The sequence below is a fragment of the Microbacterium sp. No. 7 genome, assembly GCF_001314225.1.
Classification (GTDB): Bacteria; Actinomycetota; Actinomycetes; order Actinomycetales; family Microbacteriaceae; genus Microbacterium.
Genome location: NZ_CP012697.1, coordinates 2,503,265 through 2,527,898, shown reverse-complemented (window position 1 = coordinate 2,527,898; position 24,634 = coordinate 2,503,265). Strand labels below are relative to the sequence as shown.

Here is a 24,634-nt window from a genome sequence, read left to right as displayed (position 1 = left end):
GAGCCAGTTTCCCTCAGCCAGCTCCTTGAGCGCGGCCTTCTCCAGCTCCGCTTCCGCGAGCAGACGCTTCAGGGTCGCATTCTGCTTCTCCAGCTCCTTCAGGCGCTTTGCGTCGTCGGCCTTGAGGCCGCCGTACTGGTTCCGCCACCGGTAGTACGTCTGCTCGGACACCACGAGCTCCCGGCACACCGCCGCGACGTCCTGACCGTCGGCGAGCATCCTGTCGGCCTGCCCGAGCTTACGGACGACCTGCTCCGGGGTGTGACGCTTCCTGCTGTTCGTCATGATCTGACCAGTCTCCCTGCCCGCGACCGCGGACAACAGGACGACTCTCATAACGACTGGACCTACGAAACGGGGTCAGCCCACCTGGGTTGCGTCGTTCATGGTCGTCTCCTTCTGCGGGTGGCCGTGTCGCGGGTGAGGACAGCAGCCCGCGGACGTTCTCGATGACGACCCACTCGGGCTGGAGCGCGTCGATGGCTGCGGCCATGTGCGCCCAGAGCCCCGAGCGCGTACCTGGCGCGAGGCCGGCGCGCTTGCCGACGGTGGACACGTCTTGGCATGGGAAGCCGCCGCTGGCGTCGAGGTCGTGCATGAAGTCTGCTCCGGCGACGGACGTCCCCGGCATCCGTGCCTCATCGAGAACTGATGCCGAGCTGGTCACCTGTCAGGTGCACGACTCCGACACGCGCCCGCTGCTCAACCGAGCCCCCGCTTGCCGCCGCCCGATGCCTCCATCTCCGGCCTCGGCTCCGACCGCCATCCGAGGTCACACGCCTCTTGCAGGTCGAGGTTGAGTCGGGCATTGCCGCTTCAGAAGTCACCGGGTGCGGGTGCTCACCTGCCCGGCAGGAGCGGAGGTGGGCATGACGGTTTCGATGCGCGTGATGTCGGCAGGTGACGGCTACAAGTACCTGCTCAAGACCGTCGTGGCAGCCGACGGAGACCGACCGCTCTCGACGCCGCTTACCCGCTACTACATGGAGGACGGCACCCCGCCTGGTCGCTGGCTCGGCGCGGGCGTAGCGGCCCTCGGCAAGGGCGAGATTCAGGTGGGCGACCGAGTATCGGAACACCAACTCCAGCTCCTGATGGGCACAGGCTGTGATCCGATCACCGGCGACAAGCTCGGCCTGGGCTTCGCGGCATACAAGAGCCAGGAGCAGCGAATCGAAGCGCGGATCGCTGACCTCGAACCGACGATGACCCCCGGCGCCAAGGGAGAGGCCGTCGCGCAGATCGTTGCCGAGGAGACAGCCCGAAGTACACGGCGTGCTGTGGCGGGCTTCGACTTCACCTTCTCGATCCCGAAGTCCGCGAGCGTGTTGTGGGCAGTCGCCGACGCCGGGGTCCAGGCACTCATCGCCGAGGCGCATCATCGCGCGGTTGCGGAGGTGGTTGCGTTCATGGAACGCGAGGTTGCAGCCACGCGCACGGGCGCAACCGCCGGAGACGGCGCGGTTGCGCAGGTCGATGTCACCGGGCTCATCGCGACCGCCTTCGATCACTTCGACTCCCGCGCCGGCGACCCCCACCTCCACACGCACGTCGTCATCAGCAACAAGGCCAAGACCGTCCTCGATGGGAAGTGGCGCTCGCTCGACGGCAGACCCATGCACACCGCCGTCGTCGCGCTCTCCGAACTCCACGAAGCCGTGTTCGCCGACCACATGACGCGCACCTTCGGCGTCTCATGGGAGGCCCGAGAGATGGGCCGCGACCACAACCCTGCATGGGCGATCACTGGAGTGCCCGATGAACTGATCGCCGAGTTCTCTACCCGCGCGCGTCACATCAACGCCGAGACCGATCGCCTCATCGCCAAGTACGTTGCAGCGCACGGACGACGCCCGACACCAGCGGCGATCATGAAATTGCGAGCTCAAGCCACACTCGCGACTCGGCCCGAGAAGCAGGTTCGGTCCTTGGCTGACCTCACCGTCGAATGGCGGGAGCGCGCCACGAAGTCGTTGGGGCGGGATGCGACGACGTGGGCGCGCGAGGTGACCGACAACGACAAGCCGCTCCTGCTGCGTGCCGACGACGTACCGCTCGTTGTCATTGGCGAGATTGGGCGTTCGGTCGTCGAGGTGGTCGGTGAGAAGCGCTCGACCTGGCGACGCTGGAATCTCATGGCCGAGGCATCCCGGCAGACGATGGGCTGGCGCTTCGCCACCATGCACGACCGGGAAGCCATCGTCGCCATGGTTGCCGATGCCGCCGAGTTCGCTTCGCTTCGCTTGACCCCGCCCGAACTCGGCGCCTCGCCCGTCGTGTTCCGTCGGACCGACGGCACCTCGGTGTTCCGACCGAAGAGCTCGACCGTGTTCACCTCCGAGTCCCAGCTCGCGGCCGAGGACAGACTTCTCGAACGAGCAGCCAACCTCGGCGGGTCGACGGTGACGCTTGCCACGGTCGAGAAGATCACGCGCAGTCCCGATGCGGACGGTCGGATGCTCGGCGACGACCAAGCCGACGCCCTGACCCGGATCGCGGTGTCGGGTCGGATGCTCGACGTGCTGGTCGGTCCTGCCGGTGCGGGCAAGACCACCGCAATGAACGCGCTCCGCCGCGCCTGGGAAGCCCAGCACGGCTCCGGTTCCGTCGTCGGGCTCGCGCCGTCAGCGGTCGCCGCACAGGTCCTCGCCGACGACCTCGGAATCGCGACGGAGAACACTGCGAAGTGGTGGCAGAACCACCTGATCCACGGCACCGCGTTCGAGGCAGGCCAGCTCGTCATCATCGACGAAGCCTCCCTCGCCGGCACCCTGTCACTGGACCGCATCACCCACCTCGCCCAAGACGCTGGCGCGAAGGTGCTGCTTGTCGGCGACTACGCCCAACTGCAATCCGTAGATGCCGGCGGCGCGTTCGCGATGATCGCTAGAGACCGGGCCGACACTCCCGAACTGGTCGACGTTCACCGCTTCACCCATGCCTGGGAGAAGACCGCCTCACTCGAGCTGCGTCACGGGCGCACAGCGGCTATCGACACTTACCTCGCCCACCAGCGCATCGCCGATGGCGACGCCGAGGCCATGACCGACGCGGCTTACAACGCATGGCGCGCCGACCGCGACGCGGGACTCGTTTCTGTGCTGATCGCTGAAACCCACGACGACGTGACCGCGCTGAACGGTCGCGCCCGCGCCGACCTGATCCTCAACAAGACTCTGAATCCCGACCGCGAAGTCGAGCTGCGCGACGGCACCGCCGCTGGCGTCGGCGACACCATCATCACGCGACTCAACAAGCGCGAACTGCGCACCCTGGTCGGGCGGGACTGGGTACGCAACGGCGACATCTGGACCGTCACCGCCGTCGGCGACGACGGGACCATCACCATCGCACGCGACTACGGAACCGGCACCACCGTCGGCGACGACGGAACCATCAAGGCTCGCAGGCGTGGGCGCAGGTTCGGCGGCAGCATCGTCCTCCCGGCCTCGTATGTGGCCGAGCATGTCGATCTCGGTTACGCAGTCACCGCCTACCGCGCCCAAGGCATCACGACCGACAGTGCGCACGTGTTGGTCGAACCGACCTCGACGAGGGAGACCTTCTACGTCGCTATGACCCGAGGGCGGCACGCGAACCACGCCTACGTGACTCTCGACCGCGCCGACGACCATGCCCAGCTGCACCCTGGCGACGACCCGCATGCCACCGCGCGAAGCGTGCTGTACGGCGTTCTCCAGCACAGCGGGGCCGAACTCTCGGCGCACGAGACCATCGTCGCCGAGCAGGAACAGTGGGGCTCGATCGCCCAGCTCGCCGCCGAGTACGAGACCATCGCCGCCGCAGCCCAGCATGACCGCTGGGCTGCCCTCATCCGCTGCTCCGGGCTCTCCGACGAACAGGCCGAGAGCGCCATCGAGTCCGAGGCGTTCGGCCCCCTTGCCGCTGAACTTCGCCGCGCCGAGGCCAACCATCACAACCTTGATGCGCTCTTGCCGCGCCTCGTGGCCGCGCGAGGATTCGATGACGCCGACGACATCGCCGCCGTCCTGCACTACCGGGTCGAGCGGGCGACCGGCCGCCCCGCAGGCTCGGGCCGGACCCGCAAGCCAACGCGACTTATCGCCGGCCTCATCCCACAGGCGCACGGCGTCATCGATGTTGAGATGCGAGCGGCTCTCGACGAGCGAGAGGAGCTCATCGCGGCACGCGCCGACGCCGTACTCGACGGCGCGCTGGCCGAGAGCGTGCCGTGGACGAAGGCACTCGGCACGCGGCCCACCGAACCGCGACGGGCTGCGGCCTGGCGCAAGTCCGCGCGCGTGATCGCCGCCTACCGCGATCGTTACCGCGTCACCGACGACACGCCCCTCGGCGCGCCACCCGAGTCGGCGGTCCAGAAGATCGACGCTGCGCGGGCGCGGGCAGCCCTCGACCGAGTGCGAGTGGCCGCTGAAACCGTGGATGATGCTCACGCAGCTCGAAGCCCGTCGAGAGGTGGGCCGTCGCGGGCAATGTAGTGCCAGTGTCGACCCCAGGGGTGCGGACCCGCGAATGTCGGCGCGGCCAAGTAGCCTCAGAGCCACACGACAGTAGACTTAAACCCACATGACGACACACGGCTGAAGGAGGCGGGGCGATGGCGCGCGCTGATCTACTCCTAGACCTCGTCGAGGCCGAACGCCGCGGCGATCGGGAACGCTTCAAGGTGCTGGTTGAGTCCGTCATCGCCGAAGAACGCGCCAACCAGCATCATCTTCTCGCCGATCGGCTCTCGCAACTCATCACGACGACGGGACAGGGACCCGTCCGCGACGACCGAGCAGCAGCGATCCGCGATCTCGTGCATGAGGTCGTACCGAACCGTCGGCTGCATGAACTCGAACTTGCGCCGGTCCCGCAACGAGTCGTGACCGAACTGATCGAGGAGCAGAAGCGCGCCGAGCTTCTGCGTAGTTACGGTATTGAGCCGCGCAACCGACTTCTGCTGTCTGGCCCGCCTGGAAACGGCAAGACGAGCGTGGCGGAAGCGATCGCGGCAGAACTGATGCTTCCCTTCTACGTGATCCGCTACGAGGGAGTCATGTCGAGTTTCCTCGGCGAAACGGCCGCACGGCTGGACAACGCGTTTGAGTTCGCGCGGACCCGCCGTTGCGTGTTGTTCTTCGACGAACTGGACACCATCGCCAAGGAACGAGCAGACGAGCACGAGACCGGCGAGATCAAGCGGGTGGTTTCGACACTGCTGCTCCAAATCGACAGACTGCCACCCCACGTGATCTTCGTTGGCGCAACCAACCACGGCGAGCTGCTGGATCGGGCGGCATGGCGACGGTTCCAGATTCGGACGGAGTTGGGACCTCCTAGCCGCGCACAGGCGACGAGATTCCTCGAACGTCTTGCTGAACGCCTCGGAGGCGACCTCGGTTTCGCTCCTCGTACCCTCGCCGACAAGTTGGCCGGGGCGAGCTTCGCCGAGTTGGAAGAGTTCGCACTTGATGTGCGCCGCCGCGCGGTGCTGGAACTCCCGGATGACAACATCCGCCGGATAGTGCTAGAACGGCTTGAACACCGCCGAGGTCAGGCGGCAGGGTGACGGTTGAGCGCAAACCGCTCCTTGCGTTCGGGCCGGCGGAGGTTGTGGCGCGGCCAACCCAGACGCCGCGTGATCTTCCACGTCTGGCAAAGCCGGGCGCTGGGCGACAAGGTGAACGACTGACTCCTCAGTTCAAGGACTTGGCCGCAGCTTTCGAAGCCGAACGTGCCCGTCTGAGCGCCGACACCCCAGAGGAGATTGACCCCGCACTCGTGGTCGTATTTGATCTGGCGGGAAGCGTCAAGGACTTCCGCAACGCAATCAACCGGATCGATGGCCTGGAGTTTCTGTCGGAGCTTCTCGGGGATCAATCTGACCCCGACGACGATTTCCACATGACGGAGCGTGAAGCTGGACGGACAGACAAGCGCGTCACGCACTCGCTGTACTTGGTCATGTCCAACACCAAGGCGATCGACGAACTACTCCGGCTCTTCGCTCAATGGCAGGCCGACCCGTCCGCGTCGTTCGAGCACGGGCTAGGCAAGTTCAAGACGGCCTTCCAGCAACTGACAGCGATACGTCGGTGGGGCGCTGAGGACCGCATCCGTGAGACTGGTCTACGAGAGCGCTGGGAAGAGACTCTCAGCATGGTCGGTCAGTCAGTCAGCACCGTCCTCGTCGAAGTCGAGCTCTGGCACAGGCGTGATGCCGCCCAGCGTGCGGCTGCCGAGGCGCACGTCGAGGAAGTCATCACTTCCAGCGCCGGTCGAGTCTTGGATCGCTCGCAGATCGGAGAGATCGAGTACCACGCGCTCCTGGCTGAACTCCCGATCCAGCAGGTCCAGTCCGTGTTGACCAACGGAGCTTCGGCCATTCGGCTTCTCACGACTGATGACGTCATGTTCGTCAGCCCCTTCACCCCGATGAGCGTTGCACCAGGGACTCTTGAGCCAGTTACTCAAACCAACCTTGCTCGCAGCGACAGAGTCGAAGGCAAGCCTCGGATCGCGCTGCTCGACGGGCTGCCGTTCACCAACCACGACACGCTCCAAGGCCGGCTCTCGATCGATGACCCTGATGGGCTTGGTGAGAACTACCCCGTCGCGGCTCGCCACCACGGAACCGCCATGGCGTCACTCATCATTCACGGCGACCTCACTGATGGCGGTCCCGCGCTTGATCGTCCTCTCTACGTGCGCCCGATCCTGCAGCCCCATGAGTTCATGCCTGGGCACGAGCAGGTAGTCCCGAATCGTCTGCTCCCCGACGTCCTTCATCGTGCGATCAGACGGATTGTGAAGGGCGAGGGGAACCAGCCTGCCGCAGCGCCGAGCGTCCGGGTTGTGAACCTCTCCATAGGCGCACAGACACGAGCACTCACGCGTCGAATGAGCCCCGTTGGGCGCCTGCTGGACTGGCTCGCCCACTCGTACAATCTGCTGTTCGTCGTCAGTGCGGGTAACCACACCGACGAGTTCACGATCCCCGCCGATGCCGCGCACGACACTGACGCCGCTCGCCTGGCTGCAATGCGGGTCGGCTTCGAGACGGCGCTGCTACGCGGCATCCTTCCGCCTGGCGATGCACTGAACGCCCTCACCGTCGGTGCCACGCACTCAGACGGCCTCGGCGAGATCGCAGTTCCAGATACGGTGTGGGATATCACCAACCCGGACGCTCCTGCACACTACGGGTCGGTTGGGCCCGGTGTCGATCGGTCGGTCAAGCCGGACCTTCATCACTCCGGAGGCCGCGCCCTCTACACGCGCCCCATCGTGCTGCCCGGTCAGACTGACGTTGCCGTCGGCCTGGCTCGCACCGCCGCGACGGGACCCGGCTTGCAGGTGGCCGCTCCGGGACGCGGGGGTGCTACCAACAGCACGGTGTTCACGAACGGCACCAGTAACGCGACGGCGCTCGTCACCCGTGAAGCCAGCAGGCTGTTTGACCTCCTTGAGTCTGATAACCGCGATCCCGAAGACGCACCGCTTCCTGATCCGCAATACCACCCGCTGCTCGTGCGCGCTCTCCTTGCCCATGCAAGCAGTTGGGGCGCTTGGGAGAACAGCCTGCGCAACGATCTTGGTCTCAATGGCCAGGATGCTCGGCGGCAGTTGACGGCTCTGCTCGGCTACGGTCGCCTCGACCTCAGCAGACTCGGCGAAGCCGCGTCCAACCGAGCCGTCCTCGTCGCGGGCGGTCAAATCGCACGGAACGAGCGCCATACTTACGGATTCCCACTGCCTCCCTCGCTTCGAGCGAAAGCGGAATGGCACCGCTTCACCATCACGCTGGCATTCATGGCTCCGACGGTCGGCCAGCTCACTCGGTACCGCAGCGCGAAGGTCTACTTCAGTACACCCGACACGAGCCTCGCAGGCGGCGAGCGTTCCGATGCAGAGCACAACGCGGTTCGGAGGGGAAGCCTTCAGCACGAGATTGTGCAGGGCTCTCGCGCCATGTCTTTCGTTGATGGAGACAGCTTCCCGATTCATGTCGAGTGCATGGACGACGCCCAGCGACTCCGTGCAGGCAACACGATCCGATATGCGCTGGTTGTCTCCGCCGAGACCGCGGAGCAGACCTCCAACACCATCCATGAAGAGGTCCGTGACAGGCTACGCGCACGCGCGCGCGTCCAGGGCCGCATTCGACCGTAGACCCCGTTTTCTACCACCGTCTGGCTCGACCACTGGTGCTGGCCACAGGGCAGTGCGCGTCAAGCAGTCTCCTGCGCATCGCGGTCAGGCGGCTGGATCATCAGCACGTTCGAGATGCCGCCTTGGTTCACGCAGTCCTGGGCGAGGTCATGGACGTGCCAGTAGAAGTCCAAGTCTGCCTCGGACGCGTTAACCGTGAACTCGACTGGCGTGTACAGGTGAAGTGGGACTGAGGCTCCGTCGTAGTGATAGCCGAAGTTGTCGATCGTTGAGATGGTCAGCGGATGATCGCCAGTGAAGTCGATCCCGACGCGGATGTCGTACTCACCGCCGCCTGTCGCTTCCGCTGTCTTGCGCACCAGCGCCATGAGGTCCGCCATCGCGCATTCGATGGCTGCGGACTGGACCTGCCAGCCATCGAAGTAGCCGTCGCTGCTCATGCGGTGGCCCCCAACGGCCGCTGCGATCGTGACTGATCCATCGTGGTGAATGCTCGCCCAGGCCTCCTTCCACGCCGAGCCTTCACCTGCCGCACTGTTCACGGCCACCCATCGACGAAGGCCTGGTCGCGGGTTGTGACGGTCGACGCTCTCCAGTGGGTGAATGCCACCGCGGCCCGCGTAAAAGAGCGCAAGGCTCTCAGCCTTTGCGAGGATCTCACGGGCTTCATCGCGCGTGAGCCGACTTCCGACGCGTGGGAGGCGTGGGTGGGCAACTGCTACCAGCCAGGCGCGCGTCTCTGAATCTCGCCCGGCTGCTGCTTCCGCATACAACGTGTCCAGAACTTCGGTGGCGTGGCGGCGCTCGTCGAAGCGCGCACGGTACATCGCCTCGATCTGACGCTCCTTCATCCACACCGTGTCCGCATCGTTCCGAACGGGTGCACCGAAGTAGTCGCCCCTATAGATCAGATGCGGACCATCGACGCTGGCTGGCACCTCAACGATGACGGCACGCTCGCCTTCCGCCGAGCCCAGCCGAAACACGTTCAGGCCGAACACAGGCGGCGTGATCGCGGTGATCGCCGCGCTGCGAAGGGAGCGCTCGTACCCCTCGTCAAAGTCGCCAACGTCGGTACGCCCGGTCGCCGCCTTCTGTGACTCGTGCACGCCGAAGACGATGACGCCACCCCCACTGTTCGCCATGGCCGCAACGTCTTTCGGGAAGTCGGTCTGCGGCAATCCCTTCTGAGGTGGAAGCTCCGACTTCCAGTCCAGGTCGTCGGACTCCGTCGCACCAGCCGCGACAGCCGAATCGAGCAGTTCGTCCGTCAACGGACCGGGGCCGCGACCGAGAACGCGGTGGAGGGCAGTGAAGCTCATATGACAAGCGTAGGGATGGCCACCGACAACGCGGGGAGGGAGCAGCCCAGGTTTAGAGCTTTGCTGTCACATCTCAACGACGCTTCGCGCATCACGCGAGGCGCTGGGAGCAGGTCGGCTTCGCACCGCCGCAACGGAACCCCTGCTGCCTACCGGCTGCCTGATCATCTGTTCGAGGTCGGTCGAGCCGGCCACCAACCGGGCCTCCCCACTGTGCAGAAGCCGGTGCGGCCCGACACTCGTCGCGCTGGTGACGGGGCCGGGGACGGCACCGAGGGAGCGACCGAGTTGGTGCGCTTCCTGCGCGACCTTCATCGATCCCGATCGCGCGCCGGCCTCAACCACGACCGTTGCTGTGGACAGTGCGGCCATCAACCGTGCACGGGCGATGAACCGATGGCGGGTCGGCGTTGCGCCGGGTGCGACTTCGCTGACCAGCAGACCGTCATCAGCGACACGACCGAGCAGCTCGCTGTGGCCCGCCGGATACGCGCGATCAACTCCGTTCGCAAGGACTGCGATGGTATCGCCACCGGCCGCGAGCGCCGCGCGATGGGCAGCACCTTCGATGCCGTAGGCACCTCCGGCCACGATGATCCGCTCAGCGCAGGCGAGGTCGGAGGCAAGCTGCCCGGCCACCTGCTCGCCGTAGGATGTCGAGGCCCTCGCGCCGGTGATCGTGACGAGATCGTTGAGCGGTCGCGCGAGAAACGAGGTCATGCCACGAGTCCAGAGGACGTACGGCCGCCGGTCGCCAAGATCGTCGAGCGCGGAAGGCCAGTCTTTCTCTCCGGGAATCAGCGTGCCGGTACCGGCGCGCTCGGCTTCGACGAGGTTCTCTTCAAGTGTCCGAGTGTCTGGGCGCTGGAACTGGGCGCGCCACACTTGAGCGTCAACGGTGCTGAGCCCCGGCACCGCGTCATCACCCTCGGCGATCCGAAACAGCTCCTGTGCACCGAGCTCGCCCAGGAGGCGACCGGTGACGGCATCGTCCGGTTCGACGAGCATCGACAGCACCATCCGTGCTGTGCGCTCGTCCTGGACTATCTGGCTCAAGATCGTCATCGCCGGCTCCTCTCACTCCTACAGAGAGGTGCGCGCGGCGACGCGGGAGTCGGAGGGTTCCGTGAACGGCGACCCCGGCGTACAGTGGATGGTGAGGCAGGTTCTCCTCATATTGCGGGTCCTCCGGGACGGCCTTCGGGCACTCACACACGTTCTGCCTCCTCGACGGAGTAACACGTGTGACGAGAGGCCCGTCATGTTCCGCCTTATCTGGACGCTCAGCGTTCACACCCGCGACTATCTGCACCGCTACATGCCGAGCAACCGACTGCTCGCTGCCATCCGCACCCGCCGCGGACTCAAGTGGGGGATACCAGCGATGCTGGTCGCGCTTCCGTACATCCTGATCGGCAGCATCTGCTCTGGCGCGGCAGCCGACGGCGGCCCAGGCTGGCTCCACCTGATTGTCCTCTGGGCATGCTGGAACGCACTCAAGTTCATCATCATGGGACCCGTGAGCGTCGCTCTGCTTATCCGCGCGCGCCTGCGCGAGGCTGCGGTCCGTCGTCACCAGCGCCACGACTCGCGCGTCGAAGCGAGCCTGCGTGAGCCAGCTCTTCGTGTCTAGGCTCAACCGCCCACGGCAGTGGATGCCGTGATGCGAGAACCACAGCGCCCGCCAGGCCGGATCACGACGCCGTGGGAAGCGAGCGCTCGCCGGACAGCCTGAGGCCCCGCCCCGACCTTGATGCCGACCTCTACCAGCGTCAACCCGCTGAGGTAGAGGTCGGCTGCTTCGTGGATGCGGGAGGGATCGAACCGTCCACGGCGGATCGTCACCTCTCGCCGGGTGAGGTGGGTGGCGACCGTGCGGCGGTTCACGCCGAACACGGATGCCAGCTCCACGAGCGTTGCGCCCTCGCGGTACTGCGCTACCAGATCGTCGACCTGCTCCGGGCGAAGGAGGGTTTGAGCCATCCCAAGTGATCGCACCACTCGCCCCCTTGAGTCGGAAACGGTAGGCTCAGAGGAGCGCTGGTCGTGGTCGTAGAATCCCCGTGACCTGCGCAAAGACAAGGTTTTCAGGTGTGGGCAGGGGTTCTCAAACTCTCTACGGAGGTCCACCGTTGTGATGAGTTGCGACATAGGAGACATCAAGTGGGAGAGCCCGGCCATCGGCCGGGCTCTTTCTGTGTGTTGCGCCAGTAGGTCTTCTCGGGGTCGATCTGGTTGGTGGCGAGGATTTCGCCGGTGCGTTGGTGGACGATGGTGACGGTGTTGTCGTCGGCGATGAGCAGGACGAGTGTGCCGCGGTGGGCGACGCCGATGCCGAGGTGGTGCATGCGGGCGGCTCGGCGGAAGCTGATCTTCCCGTTGTTGCCGACGTGGTCGTAGCGGATCCGGTAGTGGACGGCGTCGGGGCGTGCTCCGGCGGGGAGGCTCGCAGGGAAGTCGGAGAACTCCGCGCGCTCACACCCGGAGAAGCCGCCGCACATATCGAGACCAAGCGCACAGCAGCAGAACAGACCAGGCAACTCGCCGCTGAGCGAGCGCGGCGACTGCACACGCAATCTGCGCCGGATGCCACTCGAAGCGATCCCTACTCCGGCCGTCCGGGGCTGGGATTCTGAGTCTCGTGACACTGATCCCTAGCTGCGACTACGGGCTACCGAGCACGATATGTGAGGGGGTCGAGCGTAGGCGCTGTTCAGGCGGTGCCGAACATGACCTTGCGACCATCCGGGTCGACCACGGTCACAACGACGTCATCGACCGCGAATGGTTCCACATCGAGATCGCGGAGGTGGGCGATGAAGGCATCGCGGTCCTCTACGCGGAAGTAGAGATGGGTGAGGTTGGAATCGCGATTGGGCGGGTAGGCGTGGTCCGCGAATGCCTGTGCGTCATGGATCGCAAGCTGCATGCCATCGCGGTCCAGCCGCCAGTAGTTGTAGCCACCCTCGCCCGCCTGCTCCGGCGGGAACCCGGCGATGTCGCGATAGAACCGCGCGGTCGCCGCAGGATCGGCGCTGGTGAGGAACACTCCTCGGAACGCTGTGCTCACGCTGCCTTCCTGTGTGCCGATCCGCTCGGAGAACTGGTCTCGGTACTTGTCGCGCAGTTCCTCCCACCCGTAGGACATCGCGCGTTGCCCGGTCGGGCGCTCTCGGTCGGTGCCGTCTTCGGCGGCCAGACGCCCCAGGCACACCTGCCATCCGGCAACAAGCATCACGGCCGCCCCATGACCCCCGGTCGCTTGTCGTAGCTCGAGCGCGGTGCCGTCGCCGTCGGGCGTGAGCGTCCAACGCAGCAGGTCGGGTCCCCAGCGGTGGACGAGTTGCCGCGGGGCGTCAGCGACAAGAACCTCGGCATCGATCGGGTCATCCCCCGGGTTCTCCCGGCAACTCGCGGGCCCCGGCTCGGTCAAAGGACGGTTCGGCACGATCGGCGACCAACGGGCCAGCCGTGCAGGCTCGGTGAGCATCGCCCACAGCTTCTGCGGGGCGTGCGGGAACCGTCGGCGCATCACGATCGTCCATCGATCCTCCTCCAGCTCCAGATCCACCTCGATCGGCGCGTGGACCTGCTCTGCGATCACCTCATCGCGCGGAGCCTGCGGGGTGTCCGTCATCGTTCCTCCTCCAGAGCCTCGGCCAGTAGGTCGAAGCTCGTGTTCCATCGCTCGATGTAGGGCGTGACCCAGGCGAGCACGTCCGGCAGCGGCCGGTCAGTGAGCCGGTAGATCCGGCGCTTGCCCGCGACCTCCGACTCCACCACACCCGCCTGCCGCAGCACCCGCAGGTGCTTGGACACCAGCGACTGCGACACCCGCAGCTCGTCCACGAGGCCGCCTACGTCGCTCTCACCGAGCCGGAGGCGATCCACGATCGCGCGCCGGGTCGGTTCAGCGATCACCGCGAAACCATCCATATGCTCAAGTATCGCCGACCATTCATGTGAATAGCAAGGCATGTTATGATCGTGGTCATGAACCCTGCCACTGTTGTCGTCTCGCTACCCGTTGCCGATCTGGAGCGCTCGTTGCGCTTCTACCGCGATGGCCTGGGCCTGCAGACGCCGGGGATCGATGAGTACATGATCGCCTTCGAGCTGCCGAACCTGTCGCTGTTTCTGATCGAGCTCAGCGAGTACGCGACCTATGTCGAACGCGCCGGTATCGCAGGCCCGGTGACTGCTCACCCCGGCGCTGTCGTCGTCTCGTGCGCGATGGGCAGCAAGAAGGAGATCGACGATGTTGTCGCCCGCGCCGCAGACGCGGGAGGCTCCGCCCAGCCAGCCGCCGAGCACGACGGCGCATACACCGCATATGTCAGCGATCCCGACGGGCACCTCTGGGAGTTGGTCTTCAACGACCGAACCGCCGCAGCAGCGTGAAGCACAGAGTCATGACACGGAACAAAGCTCACGAGCCGCGCGTAGGAGCCGCACCTGAGTCGCCCAACACGCTCGATGACCAGGGCCGGAAGACCGGCCAGTGGACCGAGCCAGACCCCCACGGCGGGGTGATGGTCGGCAACTACGACGAAAGCGAGCGCCACGGAACCTGGCGGCACTACTCCCTTGACGGCAGGCTCCGCTCCGAAGGCCCCTATGAACACGGCGTGCTGCATGGGACCTGGACCTGGTATCGCGCCAACGGTGCCCTGTTGCAACGCGGCAATATCGATCGCGATGTCAAGCACGGCCGATGGGAGCGTTGGGACGCCCAGGGCCGCCCGCTCGATGCCGGAGAATACGATCACGGCCGCAAGTCCGGCGAATGGATTGCCTACAACCCCGACGGAACCGTGAAAGCGGTGAAGCAACACAGAACGAAGCAGTGAGGGTGCCCAGCGGTTAGCGAGCCCGAGCGGGTCGACGTTGCCTCGTTCTCATCCCGCGAAAGGTGTCTGTACGCCGCGCGCTGCTGCGCGTCGGTCAGCGCGTCTTCGCCCACACCGTGCCCCGGTGAACCTCGAACCGGGGCGCCAGCGCGTTCACGCTCACGCCCTGCGCGCGGGCTGTTCGCATAGCGTCCACTTCCTCGTCAGTGAGTCGTGTTCGAGGTCGTTTACTTGGTTCCGCCGACGCCGCGATCAGCGGGTCATCGGCCCTGTCCTCGGACTCGGCACCCTCGCGGATGCCTTGATTCCACGCGGAAACCAACCTCTCGACCCGTGGTCGCCTGTTCCCGCAGCGTTCCATTGCGTCCACCGAACGACGAGAGGCCCCCGCTTGCGGGGGCCTCTCGTCGTTGTCTGCATCTGCGCGGCACCTCGTTCTGTCCTATGGCCCCTGTGTCATTGGCGGAGGCTCAGTGCTCGCTGTCGGCCGCCGCTCGATAGGCGGCGTCGAGGCGTTCGAGGGGGCCGGGACTGGTGCTGGATCGCGGCCCAGCACCGAGGTGGCGCACGCGCAGCTCGTCCATGAGTTCCTCGACGAAGTCCGGTCCCTCTGCGCGCATCAGCTCTTGCCGGGTTCGCAGCTCTGGTGTGCCGTCGCGCCAGTCGAGCCCCCAGTTGCCGAGGGCGAACAGGATCGGGACGGTCTGGATGCCCGCCTCGGTCAGGCTGTATCGGGAACGGTGCCCGCGGCCGGCGTCTTCTTTGGTGAGGATGCCGGCGGCGACGAGCTTCTTCAGTCGATCGGCGAGGATGTTGGATGCGATGCCCTCGATCGAGCCGGACAGCAGCTCGCGGAAGTACCGCCGGTCACCGAAGACCATGTCCCGCAGCACGAGGAACGACCACTGGTCGCCGAGCGCCTCGACGGCGGCGTTGATCGCACACCCTGATCGTGGGCTCATGGGTCACCTCCTTGACGCAACACCAGTCAACCATCACGATGGTAATTGCAATATGCAAGCACTAGGGAGATCGCGATGAAAGTGCACGCCGACTTGAACCTGTCGATCGACGGCTTCGGCAGCCCGTCCCACCCGACGCGGGAGGAGCCGCTGGGCGAGGATTGGTTCCGCCTGGTCGACTCCTATACGGCGACGCGGACCTTCCGCGAGCGTGTCCTCGGCGACACGTCCGGTGCCGGCACGACCGGGATCGACGACAAGTACGCGAGCGCGTACTTCGCGGAGATCGGGGCCGAGATCATGGGCGCCGGCATGTTCGGCCTCGACCTGCACCCGAACGACCCGGACTGGCGCGGATACTGGGGCGAGAACCCTCCGTTCCACGTCCCCGTCTTCGTCCTCACGCATGAGACGCGTCCCGATCTGACGCTGGAGGGCGGAAACGTGTTCCACTTCCTCTCGGCCACGCCCGCGGAGGTGCTCGGACTGGCTGCCGAGGCAGCTGAAGGTCGCGATGTGCGGATCGGGGGCGGGCCCACCGTCGTCCGCGAGTTCCTCGAAGCCGGTCTCATCGATCGGCTCCACGTCGCGGTCGCACCGATCCTGCTCGGCGGCGGCGTGCGACTCTGGGACGGGCTCCGCGGTCTCGAGTCCGCCTACGAGGTGACGACCGAGGTGGCCGAGAGCGGCACAGTGCACATGACCTTCACCCGAAGGGCCGCCGAGCCTCCCCGCACGTCTCCGTGGCGGCCCGCTGGGGACACGCTCTGATGGATATCGAGACACAGGTCTTCGCGGGGCTTCCGGTGCGCGATCTCTCTGCGGCGATCGACTGGTACTCGGTGTTCTTCGGGCGATCCCCCGATGAGGTCGTCGGCGAGGAGGCCATGTGGCACGTTGCTGCGGCGACCTGGCTCTTCGTCGCCCCCGACGAGAAGCGGGCCGGAGGCGGACTCATGACCCTGGGTGTCCCCCGTCTCGAGGCCTACCTGCCGCGATGGCGTTCGGCGGGGATGGTGCACCAGCCCGTCGAGACCTACGGCAACGGCGTGCAGCACGTCACCATCGTCGACCCCGACGGGAACAGCATCTCCCTGGCCGCCGCGCCACCGCAGGACGACGCAACGAAGGGCGAGATCTCATGAGCGGACAGACGCCGGAAGCGACGGAACAGCCGCAGCAGGGTCACGGACGCGTGCTGTGGGGCTTCATGACGTCTCTGGACGGGTTCGTCGCCGGGCCGCAGCACAGTGTGGACTGGATGGGAACCGGTGGATACCGCACGGAGCCCGGTGTCATCGAGGGCTACATCGAAGGCACCGGCGCGATCATCGCCGGACGCGACGGGTGGGACTCGCCGGTGGGACACAGCCCCTGGGGCGGTGCCTGGCAGGGGCCGATCTTCGTCCTCACGCACCATCCAGAAGACGCCGAACCCGCGGAGAACGTGACCTTCCTGCATCGCGATCCGTCCGACGTCGTTCAGTTGGCGCTGGCCGCCGCCGGAGGGAAGGACGTCATGGTGTTCTCTCCGAGCATCGGCGCCCAGCTCCTCGAACTCGGCCTGATCGACGAGATCGACTTGCACATCGCCCCTGTCCTTCTCGGCGACGGCATCCGGCTCTACAGCATGCCCGGGGGCAGACCGGTTCGACTCAGTCCACTGTCGGGCGACCCGGCCTCCACCGTGAGGGTTCGCTACCGGCCGGTGTCCTGACGCCGGCGTGCCGCCTGCCCGCGCGTCGTTCGCGAGGGTCGGGATCCTTCCCGAGGAGCGTTCTGCGCGGCATCCTCCTCGGGAACGCGCGATCTCCTCGGGAACGCGCGACCTCCCCGGATGACGTCCGGCCGCGGATACTCCCGGCCGTATCGGCGCATACACCCCCCGGTATGCGTATATACTCCCCTCAGTATCAGCGTGATCGGGTTCATCCCTGATCGGGGGGACGTCTGGCTACGGCCGGGGGAAGCAGGGGGGAATGACCAAGAGGGAGATGAGCGGCGCGGCACCGGGTCGCGTGGAGCGACGCACGGTGCTGCAGAGCGCCGCGTGGGCGATGCCCGCGCTCGCCATGACGATCGGCGTGCCGCGGGCGGCCGCGACGACATGCACCGCGACGCCGGTGTCGCACGCGACACCGGCGCTCGGCGCGGCCGTGCCGAAGTCGACGAAGAGCGACCTGACGGGCCTGGTCGTGCCGGCGGGGTTCACCAAGATGACGTTCGAGCTCGTCGGCGGCGGCTCCGACAGCGGGGGCGGCGCGCCGGCGGGCATGTACCTGCCGGGACGCGTCAAGGGCACCCTCGACGTCGGGCCGACCGCGGTCATCAAGCCCGGGGACGTGCTCGCGCTGCAGGCGGGCGGCATGGGCCTGGCCGCCGGCACCGGAGGGGACAGCTCCTACGGCAAGGGCGGCAACAGCGGCACGCTCGTGTCCGGCAAGACCGACGGCCAGCGCGGCAGCGGAGGAGGCGGCGCGTCGGCGCTGCTCGTCAACGGCATCGTCCTCGTCGTGGCCGGCGGCGCCGGTGGCGCCGGCCGGCTGCAGCCGTGGTTCATCACCGATCTCACCGCGGGCACGGGCAACGGCGCCGGGACGTCGAACGCGGGCGCCGTCGGCGTGGACGGACACCTGTACGAGCTCCTCACCTCGGGCATCTTCGGGGCGATCTACGGCACCGCCGGCGGGGGCAAGCAGGGCGGGGTCGGAACGGGCGGCGTCGCGACCTCCGGGTCGGGCACCGGATGGGGCGTCACGGACGCCAGGGTCAACGGCGGAGGCGCGAGCGGCAACAACGGCGGCACCGGCGCGAACGCCGGGTCGGTCGGCGGCTGGTGGAACGACAGCGGAAACTCCGGCGGCGGTGGAGGAGGGGGCTACGGCGGTGGCGGCGGCGGATCCTCGTTCACCCGCCGCAACGACCCGCTCTGGACGTTCCGCATCAGCGGCGGCGGGGGAGGCGGCGGCAACCTGGTGCCCGCCGGGGCGACCGCGAGCGGCGGCCCCTACGGCGCACCCGGATCGGTCACCGTCACCTTCCACTGCTGAGGGGGAGGGCGCGGCGCCCGCCCGAGCCTCAGGAGAGCCCCGTCAGCAGGGCGATCACCTCCTCGGCGAAGAAGGCGGGCGCCTCTGTCGCGCCGAAGTGGCCGCCGGACGGCGCGACCGTGAAGCGCCGCACGTCGTAGAAGCGCTCGGCGTGCTCGCGCGGCGCCGTCACGAAGTCCTTCGGGAAGAGCGTCAGGCCGGTGGGGATGCGCGGGGCCGGGGCGCCCCGGTCACCGGCGACCTCGGCCGCGTCGTCGCCGCCCCAGCCGCTCTCGTCGTCGCTCCACGCGGTGGGGTCGATCGCCTCCGCGTACAGGCCCAGCGCGGAGCGCGCGTCGTTGGCGAACCAGTGCACGCTCACCTCGGTGAGGAGCGCCGTGAGGTCGGGCTCGGCGTCGCTCCACGCGCGGATCTTCCCGCCGAGCCATGCGAGCAGCGCGACGGGCGAGTCGCTGAGGCCCGTCGCGAGCGCGGTCGGCTCGGCGGCCTGGATGCCGAAGTACGCCGCGCCCTCGAACCAGGCGTCGGTCTCGGCGAAGTACGTCTGCTCCGCCGCGGAGAGCGCCGAACGGTCGACCTGGAACGACCGCGTGAACGGCACGTCGGTCAGGTGCAGCGCCGCGACGGAGCCGGGATGCGTCGTCGCGAGGTGGTCGGCGATGCCTGCGCCCCAGTCGCCGCCCGAGACGGCGTACCGCTCATGGCCGAGGCCCGTGACGAGCGCGTGCAGCTGCTCGGCTGCGCCGGCGAGCCGCAGCGGTCCCTCGGGCTGCCCGCTGAACGCGAAGCCCGGCAGCGAGGGCACGATCACGTCGTGCCCGGCCGCGACGAGCAGCGGCACGACGTCCCGGTAGCGCAGGAACGAGTCGGGCCAGCCGTGCACGAGCAGCACGGGCAGGCCGGCGCCGCCCGCGCGGGCGTGCACGAAGTGGAGCGGCACGCCGTCGACGTCGGCGGTGAACTGCGGCAGGCGGTTGAGGGCCGCCTCGGCCGCGCGCCAGTCGAAGGCGGTGCGCCAGTGCTCCGCCGCACGGCGCAGCCAGGTCAGGCTCACGCCCCTCTCGTCGGCGTCGGCGTCGGCGACGTTCGGCCACCGCGTCGCCGCGAGACGGGTCAGGAGATCGTCGACGTCGTGCGCCGGAACGTCGACGACGAAAGGCTGGATCTGCATGGTCTGTTCCTTCGTTCAGGGGCTTCGCGGGCCCGGCGGGAGCTTCTGGCACAAGGATGGCGCGATATCAGGTCGAATCCTGTCCTGATATTCGAGATAGTGGAGGGATGGAGGATGCCGAGGCCGATCCGACCGCGCGCACGCTGCGACTGCTCGAGCTGATGACCGCGCGCCGGTTCTGGCCGGGCGCCGAGCTGGCCGATCGGCTCGGCGTCGCCGAACGCACCCTGCGCCGCGACATCGAGCGGCTCCGCACGCTCGGCTACCGGGTCGGCGCCGTCCGCGGCCGCCATGGCGGCTACCGGCTGCGCGCCGACGGGGCGCTCCCGCCGCTCGTCTTCACCGGCGACGAGGCGGTGCTCATCTCCACGGCGCTCGCGCAGGCGGCCCGATCGGGGGCGATCGGCGACAGCGAGCTCGCCCAGAACGCGCTCGCCAAGTTCGAGACCGTGCTGCCCTCGGCCGCCGCCACGCGCGCCCGCGCGATCCGTTCCGCGGCGTCGTTCACCGTCACGCCGTCGGAGCCGGTCGACCCCGGTGTCGTCGCGGTGCTCGCGATGGCTTGTCGCGACCGGGAGCGGCTGCGTCTGCGCTACTCCGCCGCGACCGCGCCCGCCGATCCCGACGCGGACCGCACGGGGCACGGCGCCCCCGCGCACGACGAGGGCCGCAGGGTCGAGCCGGCGCGGCTCGTCGCGCACGGCCGGCGCTGGTACCTGCTGGCGTGGGACCTCGACCGCGACGACTGGCGCACCTTCCGGGTCGACCGCATCCGCCGCCCCGAGCCGACGGGCGTGCGCTTCGCCGGCCGCCCCGTGCCGGGCGGCGACGCCGCCGCCTACGTCGCCGACCGCATCGACCGCCTGCAGCGCGTGCACGCCGCGACGATCCTCATCCACGCGCCGCTGGCCGAGGTGGAGGAGCACATGCGGGGCTACGCCGAGGGGTTTCGCGCCGTGCGCACCGCCGACGGCGCCGAGGCCACGGAGTGGCCGATCGCGGACGTGCGCGTCGAGGTGCTCGCGTCGTGCCTGGTCTGGCTGACCTGGCCGTTCGAGGTGCTCGACTCGCCCGAGCTCGTAGACCTGCTGCGCGCGTGCGCGCGGCGCTTCGCGGCGGCGTCGGGGAGCCCGCCGACCGAGGGCGCTCGGAGCCCGGGAGCCTGATCCCCGGCCCGGCGGGCGGTCCGCTCGTCGTGTGAGCGCTCGGGCGCGGGATTGTCAACCCCCTTCGCGTGCCCGCGCCCCGCTCGTTAGCGTGCGGGCATGACGGAGAAGATGCGCGACCCGCGAACGAAGTACCGCTCCCGCGGCTTTCCGCGAGACGACGGCAGCCAGCCCGGTCTGACCGCGGAGACGACGCCCCGCCCCGACCACGGCGAGTACTCCTACCGGGGTGCGGGGCGGCTGACGGGGAGACGCGCGCTCATCACCGGCGGCGACTCCGGCATCGGGCGCGCCGTCGCCGTCGCGTACGCCCGTGAGGGGGCCGACGTCGCGATCAACTACCTGCCCGAGGAGGCCGCCGACGCCGAGGAGACGGGCCAGCTGATCGAGGCCGAGGGCCGGGATGCCGTGCTCCTCCCCGCCGACATCCGCGACGAGCAGGCGTCGGCCGCCGTCGTGCAGCACGCCGCGCAGCAGCTCGGCGGGCTCGATCTGCTCGTGCTCAACGCGGCCTACCAGCGCCGGCGCGCCGACGACGCCGCCTTCTCGACCGCGGAGTTCGACCGGGTCATGCGCACGAACCTGTACGCCCCCTTCTGGATGGTCCGCGAGGCGCTCCCGATCCTGCCGCCGGGCGCGTCGGTGATCGTCACGACGTCGATCCAGGCGTCCTCCCCGTCGCCGGCGCTGCTCGACTACGCGATGACCAAGGCGGCGCTCGTCGCGTTCGTCCAGGCGCTCGCCGAGCAGCAGGGCCCCGCCGGCATCCGCGTGAACGGCGTCGCGCCGGGTCCCGTGTGGACGCCGCTGATCCCGGCCACGGGCTGGCCCGAGAAGCTGCCGGAGTTCGGCCAGGACACGCCCCTCGGGCGCGCCGGGCAGCCCGCCGAGCTCGCCGGGGCGTACGTGTACCTCGCCTCGGAGGACGCCTCGTACGTCTCCGGCGCCATCCTCGCCGTCACCGGCGGGCGACACCTGTGAAGAAGCGACACCCGTGAAGAAGGAGGAGAGGACGATGAACGATCAGGGAGAGACCGATCGGCGAGAGACCCCGGCCGACGGCGCCGAGCCGACCACGACCCACGCGGCCTGGGGCGCCGGCCACCCGCGGCTGCTCATCTCGTCGGAGCAGGAGCGGCTCGTGCACGAGCTGCACGAGGACAGGCTGCTCATCGGCTCGTCGACGGAGTGCGCGCTGCAGCTGCCCGGCACCGACTCGGTGCACGCGACGATCGTCCACGACGAGCGGGACGAGTACGTGCTGACGCTGCACGGCGAGGGCGAGATGAACGCCAACCCCGACGCCGCCGCGACCCATCCCGGCGACCGCAGCGAGACGCTGCGCACGGGCGCCCAGTTCACGGCCGGGCCGTGGCGGCTCGTGTTCACGCGCGAGGAGTTCGCCGACCACGGCCGTCCGTACGGCGGCCGCGAGGGCGGCGAGCTGTCGGACCAGCCCCTCCAGCCGCCGCGTCCCGACTACACGGGGCGCGGGTGAGCGCACCGAGCGCCCGCCCCCGCCCCGCCGGCGGCCTCGTCAGGCCCCGGCGGCGCTCACCCGTTGCGCAGCAGCTCGATCAGCTCGCTCTTGCGGAGCCTCGAGTACCCCGAGCGCCCGAGCTCGCGGGCCCGCGCGCGCAGCGCGTCGACGGTCCACTCCTCGTACGCGGGCGCCTCGCCGCCGCGACGGCCGACGGCCGAGCGGCCGTCGCGCGCGGCTGCGTTCGCGATGCGCGCGGCCTTCTCCTCCGACGCCCCCGACTCCCGGAGGCGCTCGTACAGCTCCTCGTCCTTGATGCTCGAACGTGGCATCCGTCTCTCCTTCCTCTCTTCCGGCTCCGGCATCCTGTCCGCCCCGGCAGGTCGTGCCGCGCGATCTCGCGTCGTCCCGCGATCGGGCGACCTCAGGGGGCGGGCCACTCCGTCTCGGCGTCGGGCGTCGTCTCGAAGTGCTCGGCGACCAGCTGGATGCCGCCCGTCGAGTGCGCGGAGCTGGCGAGCTGCTCGAGCCATTCCGTGTTGATCTGCGTGGGCTCGGGATCGTCGAACAGGAACCGCAGCGGGATCGACGGATGCAGCCAGATCGTGCTGCGCCCGCCGGACTGGCCGTCGGGATGGACCCACGAGAGCGTGAAGCTCTCGCCACGCCGCAGCTTGGTCGTCACGACGAGCTTGAGGTGCGCGAGCGCGCGATCGTCGATCTCGATCGCGCCGTGCGGCCCGCCGTAGAAGAGCACGCCCACGTCACGCCTCGACGGGCGTCGACGCGGTCTCGGCGGGCTCCGGCACCACGTGCAGCCCGCCGGACGAGTTCGCCGTATGGGTCAGCGCGTCGAGCCACGCCGGGTTCAGCGACGGGCGACGGCTCCCGTGGAACTTGTACACGAGCGGCACGGCCTGGTGCAGCCACACGCTCGTGCGGCCGCCGCCGACGCTGACGTCCTCGCGCCAGGTGAAGTAGAACGACTCGCCGCGCCGCAGCTTGGCGCCGATCACGGCCTGCAGGTGCGCGAGCGCGCGGTCCTCCACGTCGACCTTCGTCGAACCGGCATAGATGAACTTCCCCATCGGATCCTCGATTCAGGCGGAGTGCGCGCCGCATCGCGTCGCGCACGGACAGTCCCGACCCTTCCAGATGCGGACCCTCTCGGAAAGCCCCCCGGGCGTGCGCCGTGCGCGTTCAGCGCCCCGAGGCCGGGGTCGCGTGGCCGCGGAACCGGAGCGGCCGCTCGCCGTACTCCTCCCGGGCGTGCGCGATCCAGCCCGCGGTGCGCGCGACCGCGAAGATCGCGAGGGTCGCGCCGGGCGGCATCCGCGCGACGAAGGCGAGGGCCGCGAGGGCGAGGTCGACGTTCGCCGCCGCGACCTCCTCCCGCGCGAGCGCCGCGATGCGCCGCCGGTCGGCCGCGGTGGCGAGGGGCCATACGGCGTCGAGCAGCATCGACGTGCGCGGATCGGTGCGATGGATGACGTGCCCGAAGCCGGCCCGCATGCCGTCGTCGGCGCGCGGCGGATCGTCCCGGGGCGCGAGGCCGGGCGCCCGCAGGCGCTCGTGCAGCGTGACGCTCGCGCGGCCGTGCAGGTCGCCGCCGAGCGTCGCCAGGCCCGCGGCCACGCACAGCTCCGGCCGCGCGCGTGCCGAGGCCGCGACGCGGACCGCGATCGTCGAGAGGGCGAGCTCGTGCTCCGCGAGCAGCACGAGGGCGGTGTTCAGCGCGCGCACGCGGCTCGGCGTGGGGACGAGGGGCGACCACCGTCGCCACAGCGCGGTCGCGACGCCGTAGCGCGCCGCGACCGTCGTGCGGCCGGGGGAGCCAGGGGAGCCGGGAGGTCCGGCGGCGGTCGCCGCCGTCCCGACCGTCAGCATCGCGCCGATCGCCGCGCGGCCCGCCGCGCTCCAGTCGACCGACAGCGGGCGAGCGGACGACTCCGGCCTGGCATCCGGCCGCGTGCGCACGACCGCATCCATCAGGTGCGGGACGATCGAGATCGCGTCGCCGTGGGCCTCGGCGACGCCGCGGAACGCGGATGCCGGCGCCCAGCCGGCATCCCGCTCGGTCGGCGTCGCCTCCCAGAGCAGCTCCGCGACGGCCTCGAAGGAGTGCCGCCCCTCGACGAGGTCCGTGAGCCCGATGCCGCGGTAGCGCACGACGCCGTCGGCGACCGTGCTGACGCGCGTCGCGACGAGCAGGTCGATGCTGGCGGGCGCCCGCCTCTTGGTGCGCGGGCGCGAGCGCGTGGCGAGCGCCTCGACCTCGTCCGCGTCGTAGAGGCTGCTCCGGCCGTCGGGACCCGGGATGCGGCGCAGCGCTCCGCGGCTCACGTAGGCATAGAGGCTGCTCACGCTGATGCGGAGCCGCGAGGCCGCCTCGCGCGCGCCGATGAGGTCGCCCATGTGGACACGGTAGTCAACACCATTGACGAAGATCAATCTTGATCGGCGTTCCCCGAAC

26 protein-coding genes and 1 pseudogene are annotated in these 24,634 nt (G+C 68.7%); 13 read left to right on the top strand and 14 right to left on the bottom strand.

The genetic code is table 11. The annotated features are described in order from the left end of the window. Together AOA12_RS11695 and AOA12_RS23860 are read right to left on the bottom strand one after the other, a co-directional pair. A pseudogene (locus AOA12_RS11695) lies at positions 1-285 on the bottom strand (transposase); the annotation flags it as partial. Further along, the gene (locus tag AOA12_RS23860) at positions 239-598 is read right to left on the bottom strand and encodes a DNA cytosine methyltransferase (protein ID WP_228177175.1); all 360 of its coding nucleotides are present in this window, start codon (positions 596-598) and stop codon (positions 239-241) included. The pseudogene AOA12_RS11695 and the gene AOA12_RS23860, both read right to left, overlap by 47 nt. Before the next feature lie 271 nt (positions 599-869). Here AOA12_RS23860 and mobF point away from each other — a divergent pair, with 271 nt between their 5' ends. The 3 genes from mobF to AOA12_RS11680 all read left to right on the top strand — a co-directional run bounded on the left by mobF (position 870) and on the right by AOA12_RS11680 (position 8,160). Then, positions 870-4,481, top strand: a complete 3,612-nt coding sequence (gene mobF / locus AOA12_RS11690) for a MobF family relaxase (protein WP_082406190.1) — start codon at positions 870-872, stop codon at positions 4,479-4,481. Positions 4,482-4,600: 119 nt separating this feature from the next. After that, entirely contained in the window at positions 4,601-5,557 is a 957-nt protein-coding gene (locus AOA12_RS11685) for an AAA family ATPase (protein WP_054682932.1), read from the top strand. Next, on the top strand, positions 5,554-8,160 hold the full coding sequence (locus AOA12_RS11680; RefSeq protein ID WP_054682930.1) for a S8 family peptidase: 2,607 nt from the start codon (positions 5,554-5,556) through the stop codon (positions 8,158-8,160). Before AOA12_RS11685 ends, AOA12_RS11680 begins: the two co-directional genes overlap by 4 nt. A gap of 59 nt (positions 8,161-8,219) precedes the next feature. Here the strand turns inward: AOA12_RS11680 and AOA12_RS11675 are convergent, their stop codons facing one another. Both AOA12_RS11675 and AOA12_RS11670 read right to left on the bottom strand, forming a co-directional pair. Beyond that, positions 8,220-9,482, bottom strand: coding sequence for an AlbA family DNA-binding domain-containing protein (locus AOA12_RS11675; RefSeq protein ID WP_054682927.1), 1,263 nt, complete (start codon positions 9,480-9,482; stop codon positions 8,220-8,222). A gap of 66 nt (positions 9,483-9,548) precedes the next feature. Then, the gene (locus AOA12_RS11670; protein ID WP_054682925.1) at positions 9,549-10,547 is read right to left on the bottom strand and encodes a DNA-processing protein DprA; all 999 of its coding nucleotides are present in this window, start codon (positions 10,545-10,547) and stop codon (positions 9,549-9,551) included. Between the two features lie 196 nt (positions 10,548-10,743). Here AOA12_RS11670 and AOA12_RS11665 point away from each other — a divergent pair, with 196 nt between their 5' ends. Continuing rightward, positions 10,744-11,115 (top strand): hypothetical protein, encoded by a 372-nt coding sequence (locus AOA12_RS11665; protein ID WP_054682923.1) that lies wholly within the window; start codon positions 10,744-10,746, stop codon positions 11,113-11,115. Between the two features lie 2 nt (positions 11,116-11,117). On the opposite strand, the gene AOA12_RS11660 is transcribed toward AOA12_RS11665, so the two are convergent. From AOA12_RS11660 to AOA12_RS11640, 4 genes are all read right to left on the bottom strand, one after another. Beyond that, positions 11,118-11,465 carry a hypothetical protein gene (locus tag AOA12_RS11660; RefSeq protein ID WP_228176932.1) on the bottom strand — a complete coding sequence of 116 codons (348 nt, stop codon included), beginning with the start codon at positions 11,463-11,465 and terminating at the stop codon, positions 11,118-11,120. A gap of 176 nt (positions 11,466-11,641) precedes the next feature. Then, the gene (locus tag AOA12_RS11655) at positions 11,642-12,052 is read right to left on the bottom strand and encodes a hypothetical protein (protein ID WP_156366482.1); all 411 of its coding nucleotides are present in this window, start codon (positions 12,050-12,052) and stop codon (positions 11,642-11,644) included. 143 nt (positions 12,053-12,195) lie between these two features. Beyond that, the gene (locus AOA12_RS23855) at positions 12,196-13,119 is read right to left on the bottom strand and encodes an SRPBCC domain-containing protein (RefSeq protein ID WP_231637070.1); all 924 of its coding nucleotides are present in this window, start codon (positions 13,117-13,119) and stop codon (positions 12,196-12,198) included. After that, a complete protein-coding gene (locus AOA12_RS11640) occupies positions 13,116-13,418 on the bottom strand; it encodes an ArsR/SmtB family transcription factor (protein ID WP_054682919.1) in 303 nt (100 codons plus the stop codon). Before AOA12_RS11640 ends, AOA12_RS23855 begins: the two co-directional genes overlap by 4 nt. A gap of 57 nt (positions 13,419-13,475) precedes the next feature. Here AOA12_RS11640 and AOA12_RS11635 point away from each other — a divergent pair, with 57 nt between their 5' ends. Together AOA12_RS11635 and AOA12_RS22630 are read left to right on the top strand one after the other, a co-directional pair. Further along, positions 13,476-13,883, top strand: coding sequence for a VOC family protein (locus AOA12_RS11635; RefSeq protein ID WP_054686989.1), 408 nt, complete (start codon positions 13,476-13,478; stop codon positions 13,881-13,883). An 11-nt stretch (positions 13,884-13,894) separates the two neighbouring features. Then, a complete protein-coding gene (locus AOA12_RS22630) occupies positions 13,895-14,332 on the top strand; it encodes a toxin-antitoxin system YwqK family antitoxin (protein WP_082406189.1) in 438 nt (145 codons plus the stop codon). A 470-nt stretch (positions 14,333-14,802) separates the two neighbouring features. Here the strand turns inward: AOA12_RS22630 and AOA12_RS11630 are convergent, their stop codons facing one another. Beyond that, positions 14,803-15,294, bottom strand: coding sequence for a winged helix-turn-helix transcriptional regulator (locus tag AOA12_RS11630; protein WP_054682918.1), 492 nt, complete (start codon positions 15,292-15,294; stop codon positions 14,803-14,805). A 75-nt stretch (positions 15,295-15,369) separates the two neighbouring features. Between AOA12_RS11630 and AOA12_RS11625 the strand changes: the two genes are divergently transcribed. The 4 genes from AOA12_RS11625 to AOA12_RS11610 all read left to right on the top strand — a co-directional run bounded on the left by AOA12_RS11625 (position 15,370) and on the right by AOA12_RS11610 (position 18,344). Continuing rightward, positions 15,370-16,065, top strand: a complete 696-nt coding sequence (locus AOA12_RS11625) for a dihydrofolate reductase family protein (protein ID WP_054682916.1) — start codon at positions 15,370-15,372, stop codon at positions 16,063-16,065. Continuing rightward, positions 16,065-16,439 (top strand): VOC family protein, encoded by a 375-nt coding sequence (locus AOA12_RS11620; RefSeq protein WP_054682914.1) that lies wholly within the window; start codon positions 16,065-16,067, stop codon positions 16,437-16,439. Before AOA12_RS11625 ends, AOA12_RS11620 begins: the two co-directional genes overlap by 1 nt. Beyond that, a complete protein-coding gene (locus AOA12_RS11615; protein ID WP_054682911.1) occupies positions 16,436-17,011 on the top strand; it encodes a dihydrofolate reductase family protein in 576 nt (191 codons plus the stop codon). The genes AOA12_RS11620 and AOA12_RS11615 overlap by 4 nt, the downstream gene beginning before the upstream one ends. Before the next feature lie 262 nt (positions 17,012-17,273). Next, a complete protein-coding gene (locus AOA12_RS11610; RefSeq protein ID WP_156366481.1) occupies positions 17,274-18,344 on the top strand; it encodes a hypothetical protein in 1,071 nt (356 codons plus the stop codon). Between the two features lie 28 nt (positions 18,345-18,372). Here AOA12_RS11610 and AOA12_RS11605 read toward each other — a convergent pair whose 3' ends face one another. After that, on the bottom strand, positions 18,373-19,515 hold the full coding sequence (locus AOA12_RS11605; RefSeq protein WP_054682907.1) for an epoxide hydrolase family protein: 1,143 nt from the start codon (positions 19,513-19,515) through the stop codon (positions 18,373-18,375). A gap of 107 nt (positions 19,516-19,622) precedes the next feature. Between AOA12_RS11605 and AOA12_RS11600 the strand changes: the two genes are divergently transcribed. From AOA12_RS11600 to AOA12_RS11590, 3 genes are all read left to right on the top strand, one after another. After that, positions 19,623-20,681, top strand: coding sequence for a helix-turn-helix transcriptional regulator (locus AOA12_RS11600; RefSeq protein ID WP_054682905.1), 1,059 nt, complete (start codon positions 19,623-19,625; stop codon positions 20,679-20,681). 99 nt (positions 20,682-20,780) lie between these two features. Continuing rightward, complete coding sequence (locus AOA12_RS11595; protein WP_054682904.1) at positions 20,781-21,662, top strand: SDR family oxidoreductase; 882 nt, start codon at positions 20,781-20,783, stop codon at positions 21,660-21,662. Between the two features lie 34 nt (positions 21,663-21,696). Continuing rightward, the gene (locus AOA12_RS11590) at positions 21,697-22,179 is read left to right on the top strand and encodes an FHA domain-containing protein (RefSeq protein ID WP_054682902.1); all 483 of its coding nucleotides are present in this window, start codon (positions 21,697-21,699) and stop codon (positions 22,177-22,179) included. 56 nt (positions 22,180-22,235) lie between these two features. On the opposite strand, the gene AOA12_RS11585 is transcribed toward AOA12_RS11590, so the two are convergent. The 4 genes from AOA12_RS11585 to AOA12_RS11570 all read right to left on the bottom strand — a co-directional run bounded on the left by AOA12_RS11585 (position 22,236) and on the right by AOA12_RS11570 (position 24,576). Next, positions 22,236-22,493 carry a DUF7218 family protein gene (locus AOA12_RS11585; RefSeq protein WP_054682900.1) on the bottom strand — a complete coding sequence of 86 codons (258 nt, stop codon included), beginning with the start codon at positions 22,491-22,493 and terminating at the stop codon, positions 22,236-22,238. A 92-nt stretch (positions 22,494-22,585) separates the two neighbouring features. After that, positions 22,586-22,924, bottom strand: coding sequence for a DUF7882 family protein (locus tag AOA12_RS11580; RefSeq protein ID WP_054682899.1), 339 nt, complete (start codon positions 22,922-22,924; stop codon positions 22,586-22,588). 1 nt (position 22,925) lies between these two features. Continuing rightward, positions 22,926-23,249 (bottom strand): DUF7882 family protein, encoded by a 324-nt coding sequence (locus AOA12_RS11575; RefSeq protein WP_054682896.1) that lies wholly within the window; start codon positions 23,247-23,249, stop codon positions 22,926-22,928. Between the two features lie 112 nt (positions 23,250-23,361). Further along, positions 23,362-24,576: a citrate/2-methylcitrate synthase gene (locus AOA12_RS11570; RefSeq protein WP_054682895.1), complete on the bottom strand. Its 1,215-nt coding sequence runs from the start codon at positions 24,574-24,576 to the stop codon at positions 23,362-23,364. Between the last annotated feature and the right edge of the window lie 58 nt (positions 24,577-24,634).